We start from the raw sequence: 23,841 nt of genomic DNA, 5'->3' as shown, positions 1-23,841 counted from the left end.
GCGGCCGTTATCACTTCTGGCGACCGATTTCAGTTCGCGATTTCAGTTTGCAAAAATCAGTTCGCGAGAATCAGGAAGATCGCCGGGCGCTTGTGCAGGTCGGGCGCGGGCTTTTTCTTCCAGTCCGAGACCGCGCGGCTGAGGATCGTCTCCGTCGGCAGCGTGAGGTCGGCGGCCACGCACACGAGCGTCGAGGGCGCGCAGGTCGAGAGCAGGGTATCGAGCATCGACTTGTTGCGGTACGGCGTCTCGATAAAGATCTGCGTCTGCTTCGCCTTGCGCGAGCTTTGTTCGAGTTCGCGCAGTTTCTTGACGCGCTCGTTCGCGTCCACCGGTAGATAGCCGTGGAACGCAAAGCTCTGGCCGTTCAGGCCCGACGCCATCAGCGCGAGCAGGATCGAGCTCGGCCCGACCAGCGGCACGACCTTGATGCCGCGTTCGTGCGCGCGGCGCACCAGCAGCGCGCCGGGATCGGCCACGGCCGGCACGCCGGCTTCCGAAACCAGACCCGTATCGATGCCCGCCAGAAGCGGCGCGAGCAGCTTGTCGATCTGGTTCGCGGGCGTGTTGACGTTCAGTTCGTGAATCTCGATTTCCTGGATCGGCCGCGTCGTGCCCACGCGCTTGAGAAAGGCGCGCGTGGTCTTGGCGTTTTCGCCGATGTAGCTCGCGAGCGTGCCCGCGCGTTCGCGCACGGGCGCGGGCAGGACGTAGGCGAGCGCGGCTTCGTCGCCGTCGCCGAGCGTGTTGGGGATCAGATAGAGGGTGCCTGTGCTCACGATTGCGTCTCCAGCAGCGGGTAGCCCGCGTCCAGCAGCATGCGCGTAAGCGCGATGAGCGGCAGGCCGATCAGGGCGGTGGGATCGTCGGATTCGATCGCTTCGAGCAGCGCGATGCCGAGGCCTTCGGACTTGGCGCTGCCTGCGCAGTCGTAGGGTTGTTCGGCGTGCAGGTAGGCGTCGAGCGCGGCGTCTGACAGATCGCGAAAGCGCACCTTGGTCACGACATCGACACTGGCCGTTTGGCCAGTCGACGTGTCGAGCAGGCTGAGGGCACTATGGAACAGCACTTCGCGGCCACGCATGGCCTGCAGCTGGGCGAGCGCGCGTTCGTGCGTGCCCGGCTTGCCGATCTGCAGACCGTCGAAGGTGGCCACCTGGTCGGAGCCGATCACCAGCGTGCGGCCGGTGCCGGCGGGCAGGGCGGCGGCTACGGCGCGCGCTTTCTCCACCGAAAGACGCAACGCCGTGGCTTCGGGCGTTTCGCCGGCGTGCGGTGTTTCGTCGATGTCGGGCACGGCGGTGCCGAACGGAATGCGCAAGCGTTCGAGCAACTCGCGGCGGTAGCGCGAACTGGACGCGAGAATGAGCGTGGGCGCCGGTGTGGGCAGGCCCGGGGCGCGGGCGGTCGAAGAATCTGGCTGCATGTCAGGAATCTGGACTAAAACACTTTAGGGATCGGTCGCTGGCGCGGCGGCGGCAAAATTGCAAAAGCGGGGACGGATTTCATCGTCCGGCGCCCGGGTATCGTCAAAGATCGCCAAAAAACTCGTGCCACACGCCAGCTTATGGGCGTGAGCATAAGTGTTTGACTGACAAAGATAAAGGCGATATGATTTTGGGCTTTTCATCGGTACGTTCGCCTCCCACGTCTTTGCACGGTCTTTGCACGTTTGGCGGGGAAGATTGAAACGTAGCCGGTGCAGTGGGGATCAAGCAGCACGATCATGGCCGTTTAGCGACGTTCGAACGTTTGACGTTCCGCGTGAACTTTCAACGCGTTTCGACGCGTGCGCGAACCGCCTTGCATCGCGTGCAGGTCGCATGTCTGAAGCAGGAGAGGCTCACATGACCGAACAGCTCAACCCACGCGATATCGATATTTTTGAATTCGCGCGCAGTGCACGCGATGCCGCCGGAATGGTGCGCATTTCGCAGTTGCCGCGCATATTGAATGAAGTTCCGGCCGATGCGCCCGATCGCGACACCGCGTTCAACTGGCAGGCCGAAGGCTTCACGCAGCCGGAATTGCAGGATGACGGCACCCATGCTCCGCAGCCGTATCTGCGGGTCGTGATCCACGGCGGCGCCTGGCTCACGTGTCAGCGGTGCCTCGCTCCCTATGAGCAGGCCTTCAATGCCGATGCGGTCTTCCGTATCGTCCAGACGGAAGAAGAGGCGGATGAGTTTCCGCTCGACGACGATGAAGTCGAAGTGATCGTTGGCTCGCGCCATTTCGATCTCGTCGACTTGATCGAAGAGGAGTTGTTGCTCGCCTTGCCGCTCGTGCCGAAGCACGAAGTCTGTCCGGAAATTCACGAAAGCCTCGCCTCGGGTCCCGATGGCGCGGACGGCGTGGATTCCGTAGACGACGTGCCGGAGCAGGAGATCGAGACGGAAGAGCGCATCAACCCTTTTGCGGCGCTCGAATCGCTCAAGAAGGACGGTCCCGGCAGCAAGCACTGATCGTCAGCCTCTGACAATCAGGCTGCCGCAGGGGCAGCAGTATCAGATACGTGGGCCTGAGCCCGGAGTCCGGCCATCCCCCAGGGTGGCGGCGGCCGGATCGGGCTGTGTTAGAATTCGGAAAATTTTCAGGAGTTATCATGGCAGTTCAACAAAACAAGAAGTCGCCGTCGAAGCGCGGTATGCACCGCTCGCACGATTTCCTCACGGGCGCTCCGCTGGCTGTCGAGCCGAGCACGGGTGAAGTGCATCTGCGTCACCACATCAGCCCGAACGGCTACTACCGCGGCAAGAAAGTCGTCAAGACCAAGAACGACTAATCGTTCCAGCGTGTGGCGCGGCGGTCCTGGATGCTTCCGGGGCCAGCCATCAGCGCTGCACATGGCGATTCCGTTCGCTTGACAATTGTTCGGCTCGGCAAAAAAGGCGGCATTCAACTGCCGCTTTTTTGTGCCTGAAATCCGTCGCATTCCATGACTGTTACGCTCACGATAGATTGCATGGGAGGCGACCACGGCCCGTCTGTGACGGTGCCCGCCGCAGTCCATTTCGTCCGTTCCCACCCCGACGCACACCTGCAGCTCGTGGGTATCGAAACGGCGATCCGCGCCCAGCTCAAGAAGCTGAAGGCGCTGGAACTCCCCGCACTTTCCATCGTTCCCGCCACCGAAGTCGTCGAAATGGACGATCCGGTCGAAGTCGCTCTTCGCAAGAAGAAAGACTCGTCGATGCGCGTCGCCCTCAATCGTGTGAAAGAGGGCGCGGCGCAGGCCTGCGTGTCCGCCGGCAATACCGGCGCACTGATGGCCGTGTCGCGCTACGTCCTGAAGACGCTGCCCGGCATCGAACGTCCGGCTATCGCCTTCGCGCTGCCCAATCCGCGCGGCTACACGACGATGCTCGACCTTGGCGCGAACGTTGATTGCGAACCGCAGCATCTGCTGCAGTTCGCCGAGATGGGCCACGCGCTCGTCGCTGCGCTCGAAGGGAAGGAGCGCCCGACCATCGGGCTCCTGAACATCGGCGAAGAAGTTATCAAAGGCAACGAAACCATCAAACGCGCCGGCGAACTGCTGCGCGCGAGCACGCTGAACTTCCGCGGCAACGTCGAAGGCAACGACATCTACAAAGGTAGCGTCGACGTGATCGTCTGTGACGGTTTTGTCGGCAATGTCGCGCTCAAGACGTCGGAGGGCCTCGCACAGATGCTCAACGACATGATCAAGGAAGAGTTCGGCCGCTCGTGGCTCACCAAGCTGATGGCGGTGGCCGCCTTGCCCGTGCTCATGCGTTTCAAGAAACGCGTCGATCACCGCCAGTACAACGGCGCGGCGCTGCTTGGCCTGAAGAGCCTGGTCATCAAGAGCCACGGCTCGGCCGATGCCTACGCGTTTGAGTGTGCGATCAATCGCGGGTATGATGCCGTCAAAAATGGCGTGCTGGAGGGTCTTGCCCGCGCCATGGCAGACAACGCCGGTTCGATCGAACAGGCGGCCGGCAGCCAGAACGGCGCTGCCGCTGGCCAGAGCGCCGGCAGCCCGGCTCCCGACAGCCCCGCCGCAACCGCTGGCGAGCCGGCTACGGACGCCACCCAGCCCGTCCCGCCCGCCGCGACACCCACCTCGAAGGCATCATCCTCGAAGGCATAATGGCTCAATCGACTCTTTATTCCCGCGTGCTCGGCACGGGCAGTTTCCTTCCGCCTGAGCGCGTCACCAACCAGGATCTGGCCGAGCGTCTCGCCGCCAAAGGCGTCGAAACCAGCGACGAATGGATCGTCGCCCGCACGGGCATCCACGCGCGCCACTTCGCGGCGCCGGACGTCACCACGAGCGACCTCGCGCTGGCCGCTTCGCATCGCGCGATTGCCGCCGCCGACGTCGATCCGCAGTCCATCGACCTGATCATCGTCGCCACCTCGACGCCCGATTTCGTGTTCCCGAGCACGGCCTGCCTGCTGCAGAACAAGCTCGGTATCCGCAATCACGGCGCGGCGTTCGACGTGCAGGCCGTGTGCTCGGGCTTCGCGTACGCCGTTTCGGTGGCCGACAGCCTGATCCGCAGCGGTCAGCACAAGACGGCGCTGGTGGTGGGCGCGGAAACCTTCTCGCGTATTCTCGATTTCAACGACCGCACGACCTGCGTGCTGTTCGGCGACGGCGCCGGCGCGATCGTGATGCAGGCTTCGGAAGAACCGGGCGTGCTCGCGAGCGCCCTGCACGCTGACGGCAGCTACGCGCACATCCTGTGCACGCCGGGCAACGTCAACGGCGGCGTGATCGCGGGCAACGCATTCCTGCACATGGACGGCCAGGCAGTGTTCAAGCTGGCAGTGAACGTGCTGGAGAAGGTCGCGATCGAGGCGCTGGAAAAGGCGCAACTCACGGCCGACCAGATCGACTGGCTGATTCCGCACCAGGCCAACATCCGCATCATGCAGGGCACGTGCCGCAAGCTCGGCCTGCCGGCAGAGCGCATGGTGGTCACGGTGGGCGAACACGGCAACACCTCGGCGGCGTCGATTCCGCTCGCCTTCGACGTTGCAGTGCGCGACGGCCGCATCAAGCGCGGCCAGAACGTGCTGATCGAAGGCGTGGGCGGCGGCTTCACCTGGGGCGCTTCCGTCATTCGCTACTGATTTCCGAGCGGGCTTTCGCGCTCCCGCCTCGCTGGCCGCCAGCACTCGCGTCTGAAAGACACGCGAGGTGCGCGGTCCGCGGCGGTTCACCCGAGCGCATCGCCCATCCGTTTTGACCGAATTTTGGGGAAGTCATGAAATTCGCATTCGTTTTTCCGGGCCAGGGCTCGCAGGCCGTCGGCATGCTCGACGCCTTTGCCGATAACGCCATCGTGCGCGAGACGGTTCAGGAAGCGTCCGACGCACTGGGCCAGGATCTCGGCAAGCTGATCGCCGCAGGCCCGGCAGAAGAGCTCAACCTCACCACCAACACGCAGCCGGTCATGCTCACCGCCGCCTACGCCGTCTATCGCGCGTGGCAGCAGGCAGGCGGCCCGGCGCCCGCAATCGTCGCAGGCCACAGCCTCGGCGAATACACGGCGCTGGTCGCGGCCGGCGTGCTGGCGTTCCGCGACGCTGTGCCGCTCGTGCGTTTCCGCGCCCAGGCGATGCAGAATGCGGTGCCGGTCGGCGAAGGCGGCATGGCCGCCGTGCTCGGTCTCGACGACGACACCGTGCGCGCGGTCTGCGCGGAAGCGGCCGCAGCAAGCGGCGGTGTGGTCGAAGCCGTCAACTTCAACGCGCCGGCGCAAGTCGTGATCGCGGGTCACAAGGCTGCGGTCGAGAAGGCCTGCGAAGTCGCCAAGGCGAAGGGCGCCAAGCGCGCGCTGCCGCTGCCGGTGTCGGCGCCGTTCCACTCGTCGCTGCTCAAGCCCGCTTCGGACCAGCTGCGCGAATACCTCGCAGGCGTCACGCTGAACGCACCGGTGATCCCGGTCGTCAACAACGTCGACGTGGCCTTCGAAACCGATCCCGCGAAGATCCGCGACGCCCTGGTGCGTCAGGCCGCCGGCGCGGTGCGCTGGGTCGAGTGCGTGAAGGCGATCGCCGCTCAAGGCGCGACGCACGTGGTCGAATGCGGTCCGGGCAAGGTGCTCGCGGGCCTCACGAAGCGTATCGACGGCGAGCTGGTCGGCGCCTCGGTGTTCGATCCGAAGTCGCTCGAAGAAGCGCTCGCGCTTCTGAACGCATAACTCGCAACGGATTCAAAAGATGGAAAAGACTCTCGATAATCAAGCCGCGATCGTCACCGGCGCCTCGCGCGGCATCGGCCGTGCGATCGCGCTGGAACTGGCGCGCCAGGGCGCGACGGTGATCGGCACGGCAACGAGCGAAAGCGGCGCGCAAGCCATCACGGCAGCGTTCGAAGCGGCAGGCGTGAAGGGCCGCGGCGCGGTCCTCGACGTCAACGACGCGGCTGCGGCAGAAGCGCTCATCGACGCAACGGTCAAGGAATTCGGCGCATTGGCGATTCTCGTCAACAATGCGGGCATCACGCAGGACAACCTGGCGATGCGCATGAAAGACGACGAGTGGGACGCGGTGATCGACACCAACCTGAAGTCGGTGTTCCGCCTCTCGCGCGCCGTGCTGCGCCCCATGATGAAGGCCAAGGCTGGCCGCATCATCAATATCACGTCGGTGGTCGGCTCGTCGGGCAACCCGGGTCAAGCCAATTACGCGGCGGCCAAGGCCGGCGTCGCGGGCATGACGCGCGCGCTCGCACGCGAAATCGGCAGCCGCGGCATCACGGTGAACTGCGTGGCGCCGGGCTTTATCGATACCGACATGACCAAGGATCTGCCGGCCGAGCAACAGGCTGCGCTCAAGCAGCAGATTCCGCTGGGACGCCTTGGCAGCCCGGAAGACATCGCTCATGCGGTGGCTTTCCTGGCTTCGCCGCAGGCGGGCTATATCACGGGCACGACGATGCACGTGAACGGCGGCATGTATATGTCTTAACCGGATTCAGGTACTATCCGCGCCTTGAAGTGTCTGGCGAAATGATTCGTTAGGCGCAGGCGCGGACAGCCGTTCCGGAACCGCGGGCGCACTGCTTTTCTGCCAGGTCAAACCTGATAAAATGCGCGCACTCGCATTCATGAGCTAACTTTTTTCCCTTGGAGGGGTAATGGACAACATCGAACAGCGCGTCAAGAAGATCGTCGCCGAACAACTGGGCGTCGCCGAAGCTGAAATCAAGACCGAAGCTTCGTTCGTGAACGATCTGGGCGCAGACTCGCTCGACACCGTCGAACTGGTGATGGCCCTCGAAGACGAATTCGGCATGGAAATCCCGGACGAGGAAGCCGAGAAGATCACGACGGTTCAGCAAGCGATCGACTACGCTCGCGCGAACGTCAAGGCCTAAGGCTACTTCCTTCCCGGGCCGCCAGCGCCGCGTGCGTGCGGTTGGCCCGCGAGGACGCTCGCCCGTGAAACCGCGTAAGCCTGCCGCACTCGTTGCGGGGCATCTGCCGGTCAACTAGCCACAGGGCTCACAGGAGCATTTCCTGCGGCCTCTGTGGCTTTTGTTTTTGTCATCTATGGAAAAGGGGTTACCGTGAGCCGCCGTCGAGTTGTTGTTACAGGCCTGGGGCTGATTTCGCCTGTTGGCAATAATGTTGCCGACGGCTGGGCCAATCTGGTCGCTGGCAAGTCGGGTATCGCCAACATCACCAAGTTCGATGCGACGAACTTCTCGACCCGTTTTGCCGGGGAAGTGAAGGGCTTCAACGTCGAAGACTACATGCCGGCCAAAGAAGCGCGCCATATGGATACGTTTATCCATTTCGGCATCGCTGCGGGCATGCAGGCGCTCAAGGACAGTGGCCTCGAAGTCACCGAAGCCAACGCGGAGCGCATCGGCGTGAACGTCGGCTCGGGTATCGGCGGTCTGCCGATGATCGAAGTCACGCAAACCGAATTGCTCAACCGCGGCCCGCGCCGCATTTCGCCGTTCTTCGTGCCGGCTTCGATCATCAACATGATCTCCGGCCATCTGTCGATCAAGTTCGGCCTCAAGGGCCCGAACCTGTCGATGGTGACGGCGTGCACGACCGGTCTGCACTGCATCGGCGAAGCGTCGCGTCTGATCGAATACGGCGACTGCGACGTGATGATCGCGGGTGGCGCGGAATCGACCGTGTCGCCGCTCGGTATCGGCGGTTTCGCTGCGGCGCGTGCGCTTTCGCAGCGCAACGACGATCCGGCAACGGCCAGCCGTCCGTGGGACAAGGACCGTGACGGTTTCGTGCTCGGCGAAGGCGCTGGCGTGATGGTGCTCGAAGAGTACGAACACGCGAAGGCGCGCGGCGCGAAGATCTACGCGGAAATCGGCGGCTACGGCATGAGCGGTGATGCTTATCACATGACCGCTCCGCTGGAAGACGGCGACGGCGCACGCCGCTGCATGCTGGCGGCGATGAAGAACGCCGGCGTGAACGCCAACGAAGTGAACTGGCTGAGCGCCCACGGCACCTCGACGCCGCTCGGCGACCTGGCGGAAACCACCGCAATCAAGCGCGCTTTCGGCGACCACGCGAAGGACATCGTCGTGAACTCGACGAAGTCGATGACGGGTCACTTGCTGGGCGGCGCGGGCGGTCTGGAATCGGTGTTCACGGTGCTCGCCGTGCACAACCAGATCTCGCCGCCGACGATCAATATCTTCAACCAGGACCCGGCTTGCGACCTGGACTACTGCGCGAACACAGCGCGGGACATGAAGATCGACGTCGCGCTGAAGAACTCGTTCGGCTTCGGTGGCACGAACGGCACGCTGGTGTTCAAGCGTCACGCTTAAGACGCTAGCGAGTTGATGTGATCGCCTCGAGCGACACCGCGGCCGCTCCGGCCCAGTTATCTGGGTCGGGCGGCCGCGTTTCTATTTCTGGCTCCGATTCTGCTGATCGGCGCGGGCCTGCGCTGCGTATCGACATGCGTCCGTCGTGGACGCTTCAGGCTGTGCTGCTTGTGGGTGTTTTAATCGCTGCACTGGCGTTGTATTCGACGCTGGCGCCGTGGCTGGGCGCCTGGCGGGCGTTGCCGCCTGCGCTCGCGCTGGCGGCCATCGGTGGACTGGCGTTTTCCGCTTGGCGCCGCGCACAACCGGCTTTCATCGAAATCGGGACCGATCGCTTTGCGGCGTTTTCCCGTTCGCAAGCCTGTTTTCTGGAAGGCCGCCTGCTGGGCGCCGCGCAGTGGGGCGGGGCCTTGCTCTCGCTGAGCGTGGCAGCCGGCGCGCGCCGCCGCAGTGTTCTGATTGCTGCCGATTCGCTCGACGCCGAATCTTTCCGCGTGCTCGCCGTGGCCGCCCGCAGCGCGTCAGGGCGCTGATTTTCTCCGCTTTTTCCGTTCATCTGCCGCTGCGCTCTTGCGCTTCGTCACGGCGTCCCCAATTAGTCCGGTTCCACCTCCAGCGGTCTGCTGTAAAGACTGTAACCGCTGTAACGCGCGTAACGTGGGGCCGTGGCGGTGACGCTACAATGAGGCCCCGCGTCCACTTCATGAGCTAACGGACTTTTCAGGTGAGCGAAAAAGAAATTGACCAGGTGCTGGTCGAGCGCGTGCAAAAAGGTGACAAGGCCGCGTTCGAACTGCTGGTCTCCAAGTACCACCGCAAGATCATCCGCTTGATCTCGCGCCTCGTGCGGGACCCCGCGGAGGTCGAGGACGTGGCGCAGGACGCCTTTATCAAGGCGTACCGGGCGCTGCCGCAATTCCGTGGCGAGTCCGCTTTCTATACCTGGCTTTACCGGATCGCTGTCAATACGGCGAAGAACTACCTTGCAACCCAGGGCAGACGCGCTCCTACTTCGACCGAAGCAGATGCAGAAGAAGCTGAAACTTTCTCGGATGCCGATCAACTAAGGGATATCAACACGCCCGAGTCGATGTTGATGAGCAAGCAGATCGCCCAGACGGTCAATGCTGCAATGGCGGTTTTACCGGAAGAGCTGCGTACCGCCATTACTCTTCGGGAAATTGAAGGTTTGAGCTACGAGGAAATTGCCGACATGATGGGCTGCCCGATCGGCACCGTCAGATCGAGAATTTTCCGCGCTCGCGAAGCCATTGCGGCAAAATTGCGTCCGCTGCTGGACACACCGGAAGGCAAGCGCTGGTAAAAAGCCACGCTCGCGCCGGGTACGGACGCAAGTCACTAAAGTGAGTGTGTCACTACGGGGCTCTGTAAGGATATGGGGAGCATCATGGGGTCGGTTTCGATGCAATCGGTGTCAAGCTCGCATGGCGAGCGTCTGTCCGCGTTTGTCGACGGCGAATTCGCCGCTGAAGTGGACACGCAGGCGCATCTGAATGCCATTTTTTCTGGATTCGTCGAAGAGGACCGCAAGGCCTGGTCGGCGTATCACCTGATCGGCGACGTGCTGCGCTCGGACGACCTGGCGATGAGCCCGGCCGCGAGCCAGTCGTTCATGGCGAATTTCGCCGCGCGCTTCGAGTCGGAGCCGCACGTGCTGGCGCCTGCCGCCGTCGCGGCGGACGCTCCGGCGGCCACGCATAACGGCCGCGTCGCGCGTATTCTGTCGCTGCGCCGCCGTGTGGTGCCGTCGCTGGCTGTCGCGGCTGCGGCTGCCACGCTCACCTGGGTGGTCGTGCCGCAGATGCGTGGCGTCGGCATGGCCGGCGGCTCGCAGATCGCTGCGATGCAACCGGCGGGCGACAACGTCCAGCGCGTGGCGATGAATGCCGTGCCCGTGCAGACGGCGGCGGTTCAGGATGGCGGCAACATCATCCGCGACGCGCGTCTGGACGCTTATCTCGAAGCACATCAGCAGTTCGCGCAGCAGCCGGTCATGTCGGATTCGATGCCGCTGATCCGCTCTGCTGCTCTTACCACGCAAGGCCAGTGAGTCTGATGCAGACATTGCGGTTGAATAAAAACACTTTCTGGGGGCGGTTGCCGGCAATTCTGTGCTGTGCAGCCGTAATGTTCACCGCTCTGTCTGCCTCTACGCGTGCACACGCGCAAGGCGCGTCGGCTGGATCGGCCACCCGTGCTGCGGACCCGGCCACGCGCCAGAGCGCTGCGCAGTGGCTCGACCGCATCCAGCAGGCCGCCCAGCAGCAGAATTACACCGGCACTTTCGTCTACCAGCGCGGCAACTTCGTGCAGTCGACGCGCATCACGCATTACGCGACGAAGAGCGAAGGCGAGTTCGAGCAGCTCGAAAGCCTCGACGGCAAGCCGCGCAAGATGTTGCGCCATAACGACGACCTCTACACGTTCGTGCCGGAGCGCAAGCTCTGCGTCGTCGAAAAACGCCAGAACAAGGACGCCTTCCCGGCGCTGCTCGCCACGAGCGGCGATCAGGTGCTGTCCGTCTACGATCCGAAGATGCTCGGCTCCGACCGCGTGGCGGGCGTCGACAGTCAGGTCATCGAACTCGATCCCAAGGACGCTTACCGTTTCGCCTACAAGCTGTGGGCCGACGCAAAGACGGGCCTGTTGCTGCGTTCGCAGACGCTCGATCCGTCGAACGGCCAGGTGCTGCAGCAACTGTCGTTTACGCAGGTGAGCATCGGCGTGCCGGTCGACAAGGCGCCGATCGTGGCCGGCATGCGCAACACGGCGGGCTGGACGGTGGTGCGTCCGCCGCTGCAAAGCGTCGATATGGAAGCGCAGGGCTGGACGTTCGCCCAGACGGTGCCGGGTTTTGCGAAGATTCGCGAATTGCGCCGCCCGATGGCCGCGCGTGATGCGAGCGAGCCGCCCATTCCGGTTGACCAGGCGGTGTTCTCGGATGGCCTTTCGGCCGTGTCCGTGTTCGTCGAACCGGTCGAGCACAACAGCCGCAAGGAAGGCGCGGGAAGTAATGGCGCAACCCACGTGCTGGTCAAGCGCAACGGGGATTACTGGATCACGCTGCTCGGCGAAGTGCCCCAGGCCACGTTGCAGCAATTCGCGTCTGCCATAGAATACAAGGCTCCCAAGTAACTCCTACGGCCGATTACGATATGACGATCCTCCCGCTGCGCAAATTCTTCGCGGCCGCGGTGGTGGCGGTGTGCCTGCCGTTCGCCCCGCACGTGGCAACGGCGGCGCCCGCCGCCAATCTGCCTGACTTCACCGATCTCGTGGACAAGGTGGGACCCTCGGTGGTCAACATCCGCACCACGACACGCGTGACGCTCTCGCAGGGCGGGAATCTGCCGCCGGGCATGGATAACGGCGACATGTCGGAATTTTTCCGCCGCTTCTTCGGCATTCCCTTGCCGCAAGGTCCGCAGGGCGGGCAAGGCCAGTCGCCGCGCGGCGGTCAAGGCGGCGGGCAGGGCGGTCAAGGCAGCCAGGGCGGTCAGGACTCCGGCCCGGACAGCGGTAGCGACAGCGAACAGAACAGCGGCGTCGGCTCCGGCTTCATCATGACGAGCGACGGCTACGTGATGACCAACGCTCACGTAGTGGACGATGCGGATAGCATCTACGTCACGCTCACCGACAAGCGCGAATTCAAGGCCAAACTCATCGGCGTGGACGACCGCACCGATGTGGCCGTGGTCAAGATCCAGGCGAACAATCTGCCGGCGGTGAACGTTGGCGATTCGAACAAGGTGCGCGTGGGCGAGTGGGTCGTGGCGATTGGTTCGCCGTTCGGCCTCGAAAACACCGTGACGGCGGGCATCGTCAGCGCCAAGGGGCGCGATACCGGCGACTATCTGCCGTTTATTCAGACCGACGTGGCGGTGAATCCCGGCAATTCGGGCGGTCCGCTCATCAATATGCAGGGCGAGGTGATCGGCATCAACTCGCAGATCTATAGCCGCACGGGCGGCTTCATGGGCATTTCGTTCGCGATTCCGATCGATGAGGCGATGCGCGTGGCGGATCAGCTCAAGACGTCCGGCAAGGTCACGCGCGGCCGCATCGCCGTGGCGATCGGCGAGGTGACGAAGGATGTCGCCGATTCGCTCGGTCTGCCGAAGGCGCAGGGCGCGCTGGTGTCGAGTGTCGAGCCGGGCGGACCGGCCGACAAGGCGGGCATCCAGCCGGGCGACATCATCCAGAAGTTCAACGGCCAGACCGTGGACGCCGCAACCGATCTGCCGCGCATGGTCGGCGACACCAAGCCGGGCAGCAAGGCGACGGTGACGATCTGGCGCAAGGGCCAGACCCGCGACCTGCCGATCTCGATCGCCGAAATGCAGACCGACAAGGGCGGCAAGCCCGACGCGAAGAAAGCGCCGGCGCCGAAGCCGCGCGCGGCGAACGCGCTGGGTCTGTCGGTGACCGACATTCCCGCCGATCAACTGGCTCAACTCAAGATCAAGGGCGGCGTGGTGGTCGATGCGGTGGACGGTCCCGCGGCGCGCGCCGGTCTGCAAAAGGGCGACATCATCCTGCGCGTGGGCGACACCGATATCGCCAACGCGAAGCAGTTCCAGGACGTCAGTTCGCATCTGGATACGCAGAAGATGGTCGCGATCCTCGTGCGACGTGGCGACAACACGCAGTTCGTGCCGCTTCGCCCGCGCGCGCCGGCGCAGAAGTAAACCGCGGCGTTAGACGGCTGCAAGCAGAAATAAGCGAGACAACATCATGCCCACCACACCGATGCGCACTTCGACCGCTACCCAGCCGCGCGCGGTCTCGCGCGCCAGCGCGCATCTGGTGCTGTACGGCCGGGCATGGTGTCATCTCTGCGAAGAAATGCGCGAGGCGCTCGAACCGCTGGCGGTAGCGGCGGGTGCGCGTCTCGATGTTATCGATGTCGATTCCGACCCCGAACTCGTCGCGCGGTATGACGAACTCGTGCCGGTGCTGGTCTGCGACGGCATCGAACTGTGCCGCTACCGGCTCGACGAGGCGCGCGTGCGCGCCACGCTGGGCCTGAGCGCCGACACCCCTTACGTACCGAAGAAGCCGCCGAGCGGAACCTGACAGCACGCTGTCGATCCCGCCTCGAAAGTCGTCATATCGGACATGCGCTGCAAGACTTCACAGCGCGGTTCGCCCTTGACACCCCTTTTCGGCTAAAATAGTTCGGTTTTGTGCGACACGCACGCTCGTGTCCGGACTCAGCGTCGTCCGTAATAGAGGCAGCCCTAGCCGTGAGGCCGGCAACTCTTTGAAAGAAGTAATCGGCCCACGAGGCCGTAGGAATAGCGACTTGGGCCAGAAGGCCCGGGTTGCCGGTGTGGCGTCTATTGGGAGGTATCCCCCCAGCGTTGCACTGCTGCTACCTGATTGCCGTCAGGTACCGCGTGTCAGCGGCGTTGCTCCCGCTGACAAAGCGGGAGTAATGGCTGCGATTCCGGCGTCTTTAGACACTGTGATGCTGTATTTAACAGGAAACGAGCGTAGTCTGGTGTGTCATTGTTCGACCCCATATGAGTTGACGGGGAAGTGAACCTGCTATGCGACTAGCAGTAGCCTAGGCGGACATGCGTCACTGGTAACGGTGAGGTTTGAAGCTCTGCCGACAACGTAGCCTCCGGAGGTTTCGGGCGCGTTGGAGCCGTGAGGTTTCGGCGTGGACACTCCTAGCAGCAAGGAGTGGAGGAGCAAGGCTGGCCGACATGGTCAACATACGTGAATTGCTGATAAACCTCGTTACTATTGAAGAGCCAAATGCTGCTGGGCTCTAACCAAAAGGTACGTGGCTGGTTAATCCGTTGGAACTTCGGATTACGTCGACGTTAAGCCACCGGGTAAAAGGCAGGATCTAAATCGGTTGTGTGACATGCTGGGAACGTGGTAAGCCCGTACTGTCGCTGGTTGAAGCTGACTGGCAAGGCGGACCGTAAGGGACGTTGATGGCGGTGCGGGTATGGGATGACGGAGAAAGCGAATGCCTCACTGTAATGGTGTGGATAGAGGTTGGGACATTACCTCACGTGAAAACGGGCCCACTTCCGTCTGGTCTACCGTCGCAAGACGTTTGTTAGACCCTTGAAAACTGGTAGCGGCACGGACTTGTTCGTGTCGCATTGAAATATTCCCCGCGGGGGGCGTTATCGCTCCCCGTCGGGGGAGTGGTGCGCCTCCTTGTCCGGGGAATTTCTTTTTCCGGAAAGGAGTGCAGCATGAAAGAGTTCATCCGAAAGGATGGATCTGCGCCCTCCCACGGGCTGAACGACTGGCACGCCATTGACTGGCGGCGGGTTGAGCGGAACGTGAAGGGAATGCAGATACGAATTGCGAAGGCGACGCGGGAAGGCAGATGGCGCAGGGTGAAGGCCTTGCAACGGATGCTGACCCGCACGTTGTCCGCAAAGCTGTATGCGGTACGACGTGTTACGCAAAACACTGGCGCGCGGACGGCGGGAGTCGATCGCGAACTGTGGGAAACGCCTGAAAGCCGGCTGGCAGCAGTCGGCGGGTTGACGCGGCGCGGATACAGGCCCCTGCCATTACGGAGGGTCTACATCCCGAAGGCCAATGGGAAGAAGCGCCCACTGGGCATTCCGACCATGCGGGACAGGGCGATGCAAGCCCTGTATCTGCTGGCACTCGAGCCAGTGGCAGAAACGACGAGCGACCCGAATTCCTATGGGTTCAGGAGGAATCGCTCGACGGCTGACGCCATGGCCCAGTTGTTTGTTTCCTTGTCCAGAAAGGCTTCGGCCCAATGGGTACTGGAGGCAGATATCAGGGGCTGCTTTGACCATATCAGTCATGTCTGGCTGGAAGGCCATGTCCCGATGGACAGGGTGATTCTACGAAAGTGGCTGAAGTCTGGTCTGCTGTATCAGGGCCGGTATCAGGCGACGGAAGCCGGGACGCCTCAGGGAGGCATAATTTCCCCGACGCTGGCGAATATGGCGCTGAACGGGCTGGAACGGGACCTGACTAAGCACCTCGGTGAGAAGTTGGGGGTCGGGAAAGCGTTGAAGCTGAAAGTGCATGTGGTGCGGTACGCGGATGACTTCGTGATCACGGGGACCTCGACAGAGGTGCTGGAAAATGAGGTCAGGCCTTGGGTGGAAGCATTCCTCGCACAACGAGGGCTGCAACTGTCGGGGGAAAAGACGCGGATCAGTCACATAGACGAAGGTTTCGATTTCCTCGGGTGGAATTTCCGGAAGTACTCGGGAAAACTGCTCATCAAGCCGAGCAAGAGGAACGTGAAGGCGTTCTATCGCAAGGTGGCGGAAACGATCGGTGCGAATAAGACGGTGAAGCAGGCGGATCTGATCCGCAAGCTGAACCCGATGCTGCGGGGCTGGGCGCAATATCACAGTCCTGTAGTTGCCAAAGAGGCGTACAGCCGCATGGAGCATCTGGTATTTCAGAGGCTGTGGCGGTGGGCGAAACGGCGGCACTCAAACAAGAAAGCCGACTGGATCAGGAAAAAGTATTTCCGGCAGGTCGGGGATCGACAATGGGTGTTTTCCAATCCCGCGGAACGTAAAGATGGCAGTACGGGGCTGCTTGAGCTCTACCATATCAGTGGTACAGAAATCAGGCGGCACAAGAAGGTGAAAGGGGAGTTCAATCCCTTTGATCCGAAATGGGAGCAGTATGGCGAACAACTGGGGCAGCAGCGGATGGAGCGATCCAGAGGCTATCTAAAGCAGTGGTTCAGGCTGTACACGTCGCAGGCCGGGGGGTGTGCCCACTGCGACCAAGCACTGGAGTTTGACACCGGCTGGCACGACCATCATCTCGTATATCGGGTGCACGGTGGTACTAATGCCTTGTCGAATCGTGTACTACTTCACCCGGACTGTCACCGAAAAGTCCACGCTAGAGGTTTAACCGTAACTAAGCCGGCCCCGACAGAGAAATGAGGGGGCTTGCGAAGGGAAACCTTTAAGGTACGGCTCGAGCCGTATGCGAAGAAATTCGCACGTACGGTTCCTAGGGGGCCCCTATCCTGTAAAGGGTGGGGGCTACCCTACTCATCTGTTTACGAGGCGTGCCCAGCTATCGTTGGGGCGCGCCTTTTTCGCTTGATCGGTACTGAATGGATCATATTCGTAACTTCTCGATCATTGCGCACATCGACCATGGCAAGTCGACGCTCGCCGATCGCATCATCCAGCTGTGTGGCGGCTTGTCCGACCGCGAAATGGAAGCGCAGGTGCTCGACTCGATGGATCTCGAGCGCGAGCGCGGCATCACGATCAAGGCGCAGACCGCGGCCCTCACGTACAAGGCACGTGACGGCAAGGTCTACAACCTGAACCTGATCGACACGCCGGGCCACGTCGACTTCTCCTACGAAGTCAGCCGCTCGCTGTCGGCGTGCGAAGGCGCGCTGCTCGTCGTCGATGCCAGCCAGGGCGTGGAAGCGCAGACCGTGGCGAACTGCTACACGGCGATCGAACTCGGCGTGGAAGTCGTGCCGGTGCTCAACAAGATCGACCTGCCCGCCGCCAATCCCGAAAACGCCATCGAGGAAATCGAGGACGTGATCGGCATCGACGCGACCGACGCCACGCGCTGTAGCGCGAAGACCGGCCTCGGCGTGGAGGACGTGCTCGAATCGATCATCGCCAATGTGCCGCCGCCCAAGGGCGACCCGGAAGCGCCGCTGCAGGCGCTGATCATCGACTCGTGGTTCGACAACTACGTTGGCGTGGTCATGCTCGTGCGTATCGTCAACGGCACGCTGCGTCCGAAGGACAAGATCAAGCTGATGGCCACCGGCGCGCAGTATCCGGTCGAGCACGTCGGCGTGTTCGCGCCGAAGTCGCGCAACCTGGAATCGCTGTCGGCGGGGCAGGTGGGCTTCATCATCGCGGGCATCAAGGAACTCGCCGCCACTAAGGTGGGCGATACCGTCACGCTCGTGAACCGTCCGGCGCCGGAGCCGCTGCCGGGCTTCAAGGAAGTGAAGCCGCAGGTGTTCGCGGGTCTCTATCCGGTCGAAGCCAACCAGTACGACGCGCTGCGCGAATCGCTCGAAAAGCTCAAGCTGAACGACGCTTCGCTGCAATACGAGCCGGAAGTGTCGCAGGCGCTGGGCTTCGGCTTCCGCTGCGGCTTCCTGGGTCTTCTGCACATGGAAATCGTGCAGGAGCGTCTCGAGCGCGAGTTCGACATGGATCTCATCACGACGGCGCCGACCGTGGTGTACGAAGTCGTCCAGGCCGACGGCACGCTGATCAAGGTCGAGAATCCGGCGAAGATGCCGGAGCCTTCGCGCATCGCTGAAATCCGCGAGCCGATCGTGACCGTGAACCTGTACATGCCGCAGGACTATGTGGGTTCGGTGATCACGCTCTGTACGCAGAAGCGCGGCAGCCAGATCAACATGCAGTACCACGGCCGTCAGGTGCAGCTCACGTACGAAATCCCGATGGCGGAAATCGTGCTCGACTTCTTCGATCGTCTGAAGTCGGTGTCGCGCGGCTATGCGTCGATGGACTACGAGTTCAAGGAATACCGCAACGCGGACGTCGTGAAGGTCGACATGCTGATCAACAGCGAAAAGGTCGATGCGCTGTCCATCATCGTGCACCGTTCGCAGTCGCAATACCGCGGCCGCGAAGTGGCGGCGAAGATGCGCGAAATCATTCCGCGCCAGATGTACGACGTGGCGATCCAGGCCGCGATCGGCGCGCACATCATCGCGCGTGAAAACATCAAGGCATTGCGCAAGAACGTGCTGGCCAAGTGTTATGGCGGCGACATCTCGCGTAAGAAGAAGCTCCTCGAAAAGCAGAAAGAAGGCAAGAAGCGGATGAAGCAGGTGGGTACTGTGGAAATTCCGCAGGAAGCGTTCCTTGCGATTCTGCGCGTCGAAGACAAATAAGCCCGAACAACGGACCACTACATGAATTTTGCGCTGATCCTTTTTGTGCTCGTCATCTTGACGGGCATCGCGTGGGTTGCAGACAAGCTGGTTTTCATGCCGCGCCGGCGCCTCGCCGCCGATGCGGCGGTCGCCGAGTTCGACCGGCAGCAGGAACGCGTAGGCGAGCGTTTCGCCGACGAAAACGCACCGGTTACGCGCCAGAACCTGCGTAACGAAAAGCTGCGTCAGCCGTGGTGGCTCGAATACACGGCGAGCTTCTTCCCGGTCATCCTGGTCGTGTTCCTCGTGCGTTCGTTCGTCGTCGAGCCGTTCAAGATTCCCTCGGGTTCGATGGTGCCGACGCTGCTGGTGGGCGACTTCATCCTCGTGAACAAATTCGAATACGGCATTCGCCTGCCGATCACCAACACGAAGATCACGCAGGGCCGTGCGCTCGAGCGCGGCGACGTGGTGGTGTTCCGCTATCCGAAGGACGAGTCGGTCGATTACATCAAGCGTGTGATCGGTCTGCCGGGCGATGTGGTTGCATATCAGGACAAGCAGCTCACGATCAACGGCCAGCCGGTGCCTGAAACGCCGCAAGCCGACTTCTTCGACGAAGAGCGCATCGGTTACGCGAAGCAGTTCACGGAAGATCTCGGCAACGGCCGCAAGAACAACATCCTGAACAACCCGGCGGTGCCGCCGTTCGTCGTCGGCGCGGATGATTATCCGTATCGCGACAACTGCCAGTACAACGCACGCGGTGTGATCTGCAAGGTGCCCGCAGGCCACTACTTCATGATGGGCGACAATCGCGACAACAGCGCGGACAGCCGCTACTGGGGCTTCGTGCCCGACGCGAACGTTGTCGGTCGCGCGTTCTTCATCTGGATGAACTTCAGCAGCCTGAAGCGCATCGGTTCGTTCGAGTAACGCAGGATGCGATCTGCGCGTGCAGCGTGACTGCTACGCGCAACGCATCTTCGCGCGCTACTTGAAGAACCCGCGGCAACGCCGCTTCATCACGGTTTTTCGCCCGCCGCCCCGCGTTTTCGCCGGGGGCGGCGGGCGCGTTATACTCTCCCCATGCCCCAATCTCCGTTGGAAAGCCGGCTGCGCTATGAATTTCGCAATGCGGAATTGTTGCGCCAGGCTCTCACCCACCGCAGTCATAGTGCCACGCATAACGAACGCCTCGAATTCCTCGGTGATTCGGTTCTGAATTGCGCGGTGGCTGCCCTATTGTTCCAACGTTTTGGCAAGCTGGACGAAGGCGATCTTTCGCGCGTACGCGCAAATCTGGTCAAACAGCAGTCGCTGTACGAGATTGCTCAGGCCCTGAATATTGCCGATGGCCTGCGTCTGGGCGAGGGCGAATTGCGCAGCGGCGGTTTCCGCCGTCCGTCGATTCTCGCGGATGCGCTCGAAGCAATCTTCGGCGCGATCTTCCTCGATGGCGGCTTCGACGCCGCGCAGACGGTCATCAAGCGCCTGTACGTGCCGATCCTCGATCACATCGACCCGCGCACGCTCGGCAAGGACGCCAAGACGCTGCTGCAGGAATATCTGCAAGGTCACAAGATTGCGCTGCCCACCTATACGGTGGTCGCAACGCATGGTGCGGCGCACAATCAGCAGTTCGAAGTCGAATGCACGGTGCCCAAGCTCGACGTGAAGGTTGCGGGCTCGGGCGCAAGCCGTCGCGCGGCTGAACAGGCCGCCGCGAAGAAGGCGCTCGACGAGGTGATGGCTGCCGCGCCCGCGCTGGTCGCCAAGCCGCGCCGCTCGAAAGGCGCGCGCGCACCGAAAGCCGAAATCGACGTCGTGCCGGGCGTAACGGGCGTGCAAGGCGCGCTCGATCTGCGCGCGCCGGAACGCCGTGGGCGCGGCGAGCGTCCGACCACGGTTGCAGGCGCCGCTGCGGCGGCCGCTGCGGGCGCCAATCCTGCCGAAACGGCGCCGCTCGCGGTGATCCGCGCCGCGCACGTGCAGGAGAAGGCAGCAGAGCGGGGCGCTGAAAAGCCAGAACGCGCTATTCTTGAAAAGCCCGCTGCCGACAAATTCGACGCTGTGCCGTCCGCCGCTTCGATCGCGCCGCGCACCTCGCGCAACCGCGATAGCCAGCACGGGCAACACGGCAGTCACGATTCACAAGACGACAAGGCGTCGTCCAACGCATCCTCCGGCTCCGCCGAGGCCAGCGCCGAAATCGGCGCGGCCGTTCCCGTGCGCGCCGCCGACGCCGGCCACTGATTCCACCCGGGCGCGCGAACCACGCGCGCCCCGCTTTATTTCTCCGGTCCGATCATGAACGCACCTATTTCCACTCCTGCCGGTTTCCGCTGCGGCATGGTCGCGATCGTCGGCCGTCCGAACGTCGGCAAATCAACGCTGATGAACGCACTCGTCGGCCAGAAGATCAGCATCACCTCGCGCAAGGCGCAGACCACGCGCCACCGCATCACCGGCATCAATACGACCGAAGACGCGCAGTATATTTTCGTCGATACGCCGGGCTTCCAGACGCGCCACAGCACGGCGCTCAATCGTTCGCTGAACCGCGCCGTGACCTCGACGCTGAGTTCCGTCGATGCCGTGCTGTTCGTGATCGAAGCAGGCAAGTTCGGTCCCGACGATCAAAAGGTGCTCGACCTGATTCCGCCGGGCGCGCCCACGATCCTGATCGCCAACAAGATCGATTGCGTGAAGGACAAGGCCACGCTTTATCCGTTTATCGAGGAAGTGCAGAAGCAGCGCGAATTCCGCGAGATCGTGCCGCTGTCGGCGAAGAATAACGACGACATCAAGCGTCTGCTGGCGGTGCTCAAGCCGTATCTGCCGGAAGGTGAGCCGATCTACGGCGAAGACGATCTGACCGACCGCAGCGAGCGTTTCCTCGCCGCTGAAATCCTGCGCGAAAAGGTGTTCCGCTGGACCGGCGACGAATTGCCGTACACAAGCACCGTGGTCATCGAAAAATTCGAACAGGAAGGGCGTCTGCGCCGCATCTTCGCGACGATCCTGGTCGAGCGCGATACCCAGAAGGCCATGGTGATCGGCCAGAAGGGCAGCAAGCTCAAGCAGATCAGCACCGAAGCGCGCCTCGACATGGAAAAGCTCTTCGACGGTCCGGTGTATCTCGAAACCTTCGTGAAGGTGAAGAGCGGCTGGGCCGATAACGAAGCCGGCCTGCGCGCGTACGGCTACGAGTAACGCGTAGTCCGTTCATCCCAGAACGCAATCCAGCGACAGCAATCTCAAGGTGCGAGTGAGCGGGCATGAGTGACGGCGAAGCCGGAACCCTGAACGACGACTGGTCCGCGCCCGACGCGAGCGCCGACGACGCCGATTTCGAATCGCCCGGCGCCGGCGCGGCACGCGCACGGCGCTCGGGGAGTTCAAACAGCTCGGGTGCCAATAGCAGCATCGGCGGCACCAGCGGCAACAGCGGCACGCGCAGCCGCCGCGCGCGCTCGCCTGCATCGAGCGAGCGCGACATGAGCGAAGGCGCCGACGCCACGCTCGAACGCCGCGCCACGCCGCGCAAAACCACCGCACGCTCGCAATTGCCGCGCGCCTCGCGCAGCACGGCATCCGACTATCGCGTGAGCGAGCAGCCGGCCTTCGTGCTGCACAGCTATCCGTATCGCGAAACCAGTCTCATCATCGACGTGCTGTCGCGCGATCATGGCCGCGTCGCGCTGGTCGCGAAGGGCGCGAAGCGTCCGCACTCGGCGCTGCGCGGCGTGCTGCAGACCTTCCAGCCGCTCACGCTGAACTGGACCGGCAAAGGCGAAGTGCGCACGCTCACCGGCGCCGAATGGGTCGGCGGCATGTTGCCGCTCGTGGGCGACGCGCTGCTCTGCGGGTTTTACGTCAACGAATTGCTCGTGAAGTTTCTCGCCCGCGAAGACCCGCATCCCGCGCTTTTCAATCACTACGTCGTCACGCTGACGCGCCTCGCGCACGATCTGCCGCCCGTCCAGGTGCTGCGTTCGTTCGAGCGCGTGCTGCTACGCGACACCGGCTACGCGCTGGCGCTCAACCGCACCGTCAATCGCAGGACCGTGGTGGCCGAAGGCCGCTACGTGTTCGATCCCGAGCGCGGCGTGCGCGAGGCCTCGGACGAATGGCCCGCGCAATGGCCCGTGCTGTCGGGCCAGACGTTGCTCGACATGGAAGAGGACGATTACCATCGTCCCCAGACCGTCGCGCAGAGCAAGGCGCTGATGCGTTTCCTGCTGAACACTTACCTTGGCGGCACGCCGCTCGCGACGCGCCAGATCCTGATCGACCTGCAGAACCTATGAGCTTCTTCCTGACTTCGCCCAACGTGATCGACCTCGGCATCAACATCGACCACGTCGCCACGCTGCGTAACGCGCGCGGCACGACTTATCCCGATCCGATCCGCGCGGCGCTGCTCGCCGAAGAAGCGGGCGCCGATGCGATCACGCTGCATCTGCGCGAGGATCGCCGCCATATCGTCGATGCCGACGTGCGCAAGCTGCGCCCGCTGCTCAAGACGCGCATGAATCTCGAATGCGCGGTGACGGCCGAAATGCTCGACATCGCCTGCGAGATCAAGCCGCACGACGTCTGCCTCGTGCCCGAAAAGCGCGCCGAGCTGACGACCGAAGGCGGTCTGGACGTGGCCGGGCAGTTCGAGGCCGTGTCGGCGGCTTGCCGTCAACTGGCCGATGCGGGCATCCGCGTCTCGCTCTTCATCGATGCGGACGAAACGCAGATCCGCGCCGCGCAGGCCGCCGGCGCTCCGGTGATCGAACTGCACACGGGCCGTTACGCCGAAGCGCACGAAGCCGCCGAACAGCAGCGCGAATACGAGCGCGTGGTGGCGGGCGTGAACTGTGGCGTCGCGCTGGGCATCAAGGTCAACGCGGGTCACGGCCTGCACTACACCAACGTGCAGCAGATCGCCGCGATCGAAGGCATCCACGAACTCAATATCGGTCACGCCGTGGTCGCGCATGCGATCTTCGCGGGCTGGGAGAACGCCGTGCGCGAAATGAAGGCGATCATGGTTGCAGCGCGCGTAGCGGCTGCGCGCGCTTGAGTGCGTCGATAAGCGCGTCGATAAGTGCGTCAATAAGCGCGCACGCTGCTTCAAACACCGTAACAAAGGACG

The 23,841-nt window shown here is 62.9% G+C and carries 23 protein-coding genes; 21 read left to right on the top strand and 2 right to left on the bottom strand.

Features of this window, described 5'->3' with window-relative positions; genetic code table 11:
* Positions 1 to 56 precede the first annotated feature (56 nt).
* Positions 57 to 779: an SAM-dependent methyltransferase gene (locus tag U5A67_RS33880; RefSeq protein ID WP_321817754.1), complete on the bottom strand. Its 723-nt coding sequence runs from the start codon at positions 777 to 779 to the stop codon at positions 57 to 59.
* Complete coding sequence (locus tag U5A67_RS33875; protein ID WP_321817753.1) at positions 776 to 1,426, bottom strand: Maf-like protein; 651 nt, start codon at positions 1,424 to 1,426, stop codon at positions 776 to 778. Before U5A67_RS33875 ends, U5A67_RS33880 begins: the two co-directional genes overlap by 4 nt.
* Before the next feature lie 421 nt (positions 1,427 to 1,847).
* Here U5A67_RS33875 and U5A67_RS33870 point away from each other — a divergent pair, with 421 nt between their 5' ends.
* From U5A67_RS33870 to pdxJ, 21 genes are all read left to right on the top strand, one after another.
* The gene (locus U5A67_RS33870; protein WP_321817752.1) at positions 1,848 to 2,465 is read left to right on the top strand and encodes a DUF177 domain-containing protein; all 618 of its coding nucleotides are present in this window, start codon (positions 1,848 to 1,850) and stop codon (positions 2,463 to 2,465) included.
* Positions 2,466 to 2,605: 140 nt separating this feature from the next.
* Positions 2,606 to 2,785: a 50S ribosomal protein L32 gene (rpmF, locus tag U5A67_RS33865; RefSeq protein ID WP_018441573.1), complete on the top strand. Its 180-nt coding sequence runs from the start codon at positions 2,606 to 2,608 to the stop codon at positions 2,783 to 2,785.
* 153 nt (positions 2,786 to 2,938) lie between these two features.
* The gene (gene plsX, locus U5A67_RS33860; RefSeq protein ID WP_205984199.1) at positions 2,939 to 4,114 is read left to right on the top strand and encodes a phosphate acyltransferase PlsX; all 1,176 of its coding nucleotides are present in this window, start codon (positions 2,939 to 2,941) and stop codon (positions 4,112 to 4,114) included.
* On the top strand, positions 4,114 to 5,103 hold the full coding sequence (locus tag U5A67_RS33855) for a beta-ketoacyl-ACP synthase III (protein WP_321817751.1): 990 nt from the start codon (positions 4,114 to 4,116) through the stop codon (positions 5,101 to 5,103). Before plsX ends, U5A67_RS33855 begins: the two co-directional genes overlap by 1 nt.
* A 134-nt stretch (positions 5,104 to 5,237) precedes the next feature.
* Positions 5,238 to 6,176, top strand: coding sequence for an ACP S-malonyltransferase (gene fabD, locus U5A67_RS33850; protein ID WP_205984197.1), 939 nt, complete (start codon positions 5,238 to 5,240; stop codon positions 6,174 to 6,176).
* 19 nt (positions 6,177 to 6,195) lie between these two features.
* On the top strand, positions 6,196 to 6,945 hold the full coding sequence (fabG, locus tag U5A67_RS33845) for a 3-oxoacyl-ACP reductase FabG (RefSeq protein WP_205984196.1): 750 nt from the start codon (positions 6,196 to 6,198) through the stop codon (positions 6,943 to 6,945).
* A 169-nt stretch (positions 6,946 to 7,114) separates the two neighbouring features.
* Positions 7,115 to 7,354 carry an acyl carrier protein gene (acpP, locus tag U5A67_RS33840; protein ID WP_014897657.1) on the top strand — a complete coding sequence of 80 codons (240 nt, stop codon included), beginning with the start codon at positions 7,115 to 7,117 and terminating at the stop codon, positions 7,352 to 7,354.
* A 192-nt stretch (positions 7,355 to 7,546) separates the two neighbouring features.
* Positions 7,547 to 8,788, top strand: coding sequence for a beta-ketoacyl-ACP synthase II (gene fabF / locus U5A67_RS33835; protein WP_205984195.1), 1,242 nt, complete (start codon positions 7,547 to 7,549; stop codon positions 8,786 to 8,788).
* A gap of 134 nt (positions 8,789 to 8,922) precedes the next feature.
* Positions 8,923 to 9,321, top strand: a complete 399-nt coding sequence (locus U5A67_RS33830) for a protein YgfX (protein ID WP_321817750.1) — start codon at positions 8,923 to 8,925, stop codon at positions 9,319 to 9,321.
* A 191-nt stretch (positions 9,322 to 9,512) separates the two neighbouring features.
* A complete protein-coding gene (gene rpoE / locus U5A67_RS33825; protein WP_205984193.1) occupies positions 9,513 to 10,112 on the top strand; it encodes an RNA polymerase sigma factor RpoE in 600 nt (199 codons plus the stop codon).
* 84 nt (positions 10,113 to 10,196) lie between these two features.
* Positions 10,197 to 10,859 (top strand): sigma-E factor negative regulatory protein, encoded by a 663-nt coding sequence (locus U5A67_RS33820; protein ID WP_321817749.1) that lies wholly within the window; start codon positions 10,197 to 10,199, stop codon positions 10,857 to 10,859.
* 5 nt (positions 10,860 to 10,864) lie between these two features.
* The gene (locus U5A67_RS33815) at positions 10,865 to 11,944 is read left to right on the top strand and encodes a MucB/RseB C-terminal domain-containing protein (protein ID WP_205984191.1); all 1,080 of its coding nucleotides are present in this window, start codon (positions 10,865 to 10,867) and stop codon (positions 11,942 to 11,944) included.
* A gap of 20 nt (positions 11,945 to 11,964) precedes the next feature.
* Positions 11,965 to 13,500: a DegQ family serine endoprotease gene (locus U5A67_RS33810; protein ID WP_205984190.1), complete on the top strand. Its 1,536-nt coding sequence runs from the start codon at positions 11,965 to 11,967 to the stop codon at positions 13,498 to 13,500.
* Between the two features lie 61 nt (positions 13,501 to 13,561).
* Positions 13,562 to 13,888, top strand: coding sequence for a glutaredoxin family protein (locus U5A67_RS33805; protein ID WP_205984307.1), 327 nt, complete (start codon positions 13,562 to 13,564; stop codon positions 13,886 to 13,888).
* Between the two features lie 1,145 nt (positions 13,889 to 15,033).
* Positions 15,034 to 16,740 carry a group II intron reverse transcriptase/maturase gene (gene ltrA / locus U5A67_RS33800; RefSeq protein WP_321817748.1) on the top strand — a complete coding sequence of 569 codons (1,707 nt, stop codon included), beginning with the start codon at positions 15,034 to 15,036 and terminating at the stop codon, positions 16,738 to 16,740.
* Positions 16,741 to 16,916: 176 nt separating this feature from the next.
* The gene (gene lepA / locus U5A67_RS33795) at positions 16,917 to 18,710 is read left to right on the top strand and encodes a translation elongation factor 4 (protein ID WP_205984189.1); all 1,794 of its coding nucleotides are present in this window, start codon (positions 16,917 to 16,919) and stop codon (positions 18,708 to 18,710) included.
* Between the two features lie 21 nt (positions 18,711 to 18,731).
* Positions 18,732 to 19,628, top strand: a complete 897-nt coding sequence (lepB, locus tag U5A67_RS33790) for a signal peptidase I (protein ID WP_321817747.1) — start codon at positions 18,732 to 18,734, stop codon at positions 19,626 to 19,628.
* Between the two features lie 153 nt (positions 19,629 to 19,781).
* A complete protein-coding gene (gene rnc, locus U5A67_RS33785; RefSeq protein WP_241023594.1) occupies positions 19,782 to 20,948 on the top strand; it encodes a ribonuclease III in 1,167 nt (388 codons plus the stop codon).
* Between the two features lie 54 nt (positions 20,949 to 21,002).
* A complete protein-coding gene (gene era, locus U5A67_RS33780; protein WP_241023592.1) occupies positions 21,003 to 21,908 on the top strand; it encodes a GTPase Era in 906 nt (301 codons plus the stop codon).
* Between the two features lie 65 nt (positions 21,909 to 21,973).
* Positions 21,974 to 23,005 (top strand): DNA repair protein RecO, encoded by a 1,032-nt coding sequence (gene recO / locus U5A67_RS33775; RefSeq protein WP_321817746.1) that lies wholly within the window; start codon positions 21,974 to 21,976, stop codon positions 23,003 to 23,005.
* Complete coding sequence (gene pdxJ / locus U5A67_RS33770; protein WP_205984187.1) at positions 23,002 to 23,769, top strand: pyridoxine 5'-phosphate synthase; 768 nt, start codon at positions 23,002 to 23,004, stop codon at positions 23,767 to 23,769. The genes recO and pdxJ overlap by 4 nt, the downstream gene beginning before the upstream one ends.
* Positions 23,770 to 23,841: the final 72 nt, after the last annotated feature.

Source organism: Paraburkholderia sp. J69-1 (assembly GCF_905220255.1).
GTDB lineage: Bacteria > Pseudomonadota > Gammaproteobacteria > Burkholderiales > Burkholderiaceae > Paraburkholderia.
This window is presented reverse-complemented; position numbering and strand designations above follow the sequence as displayed.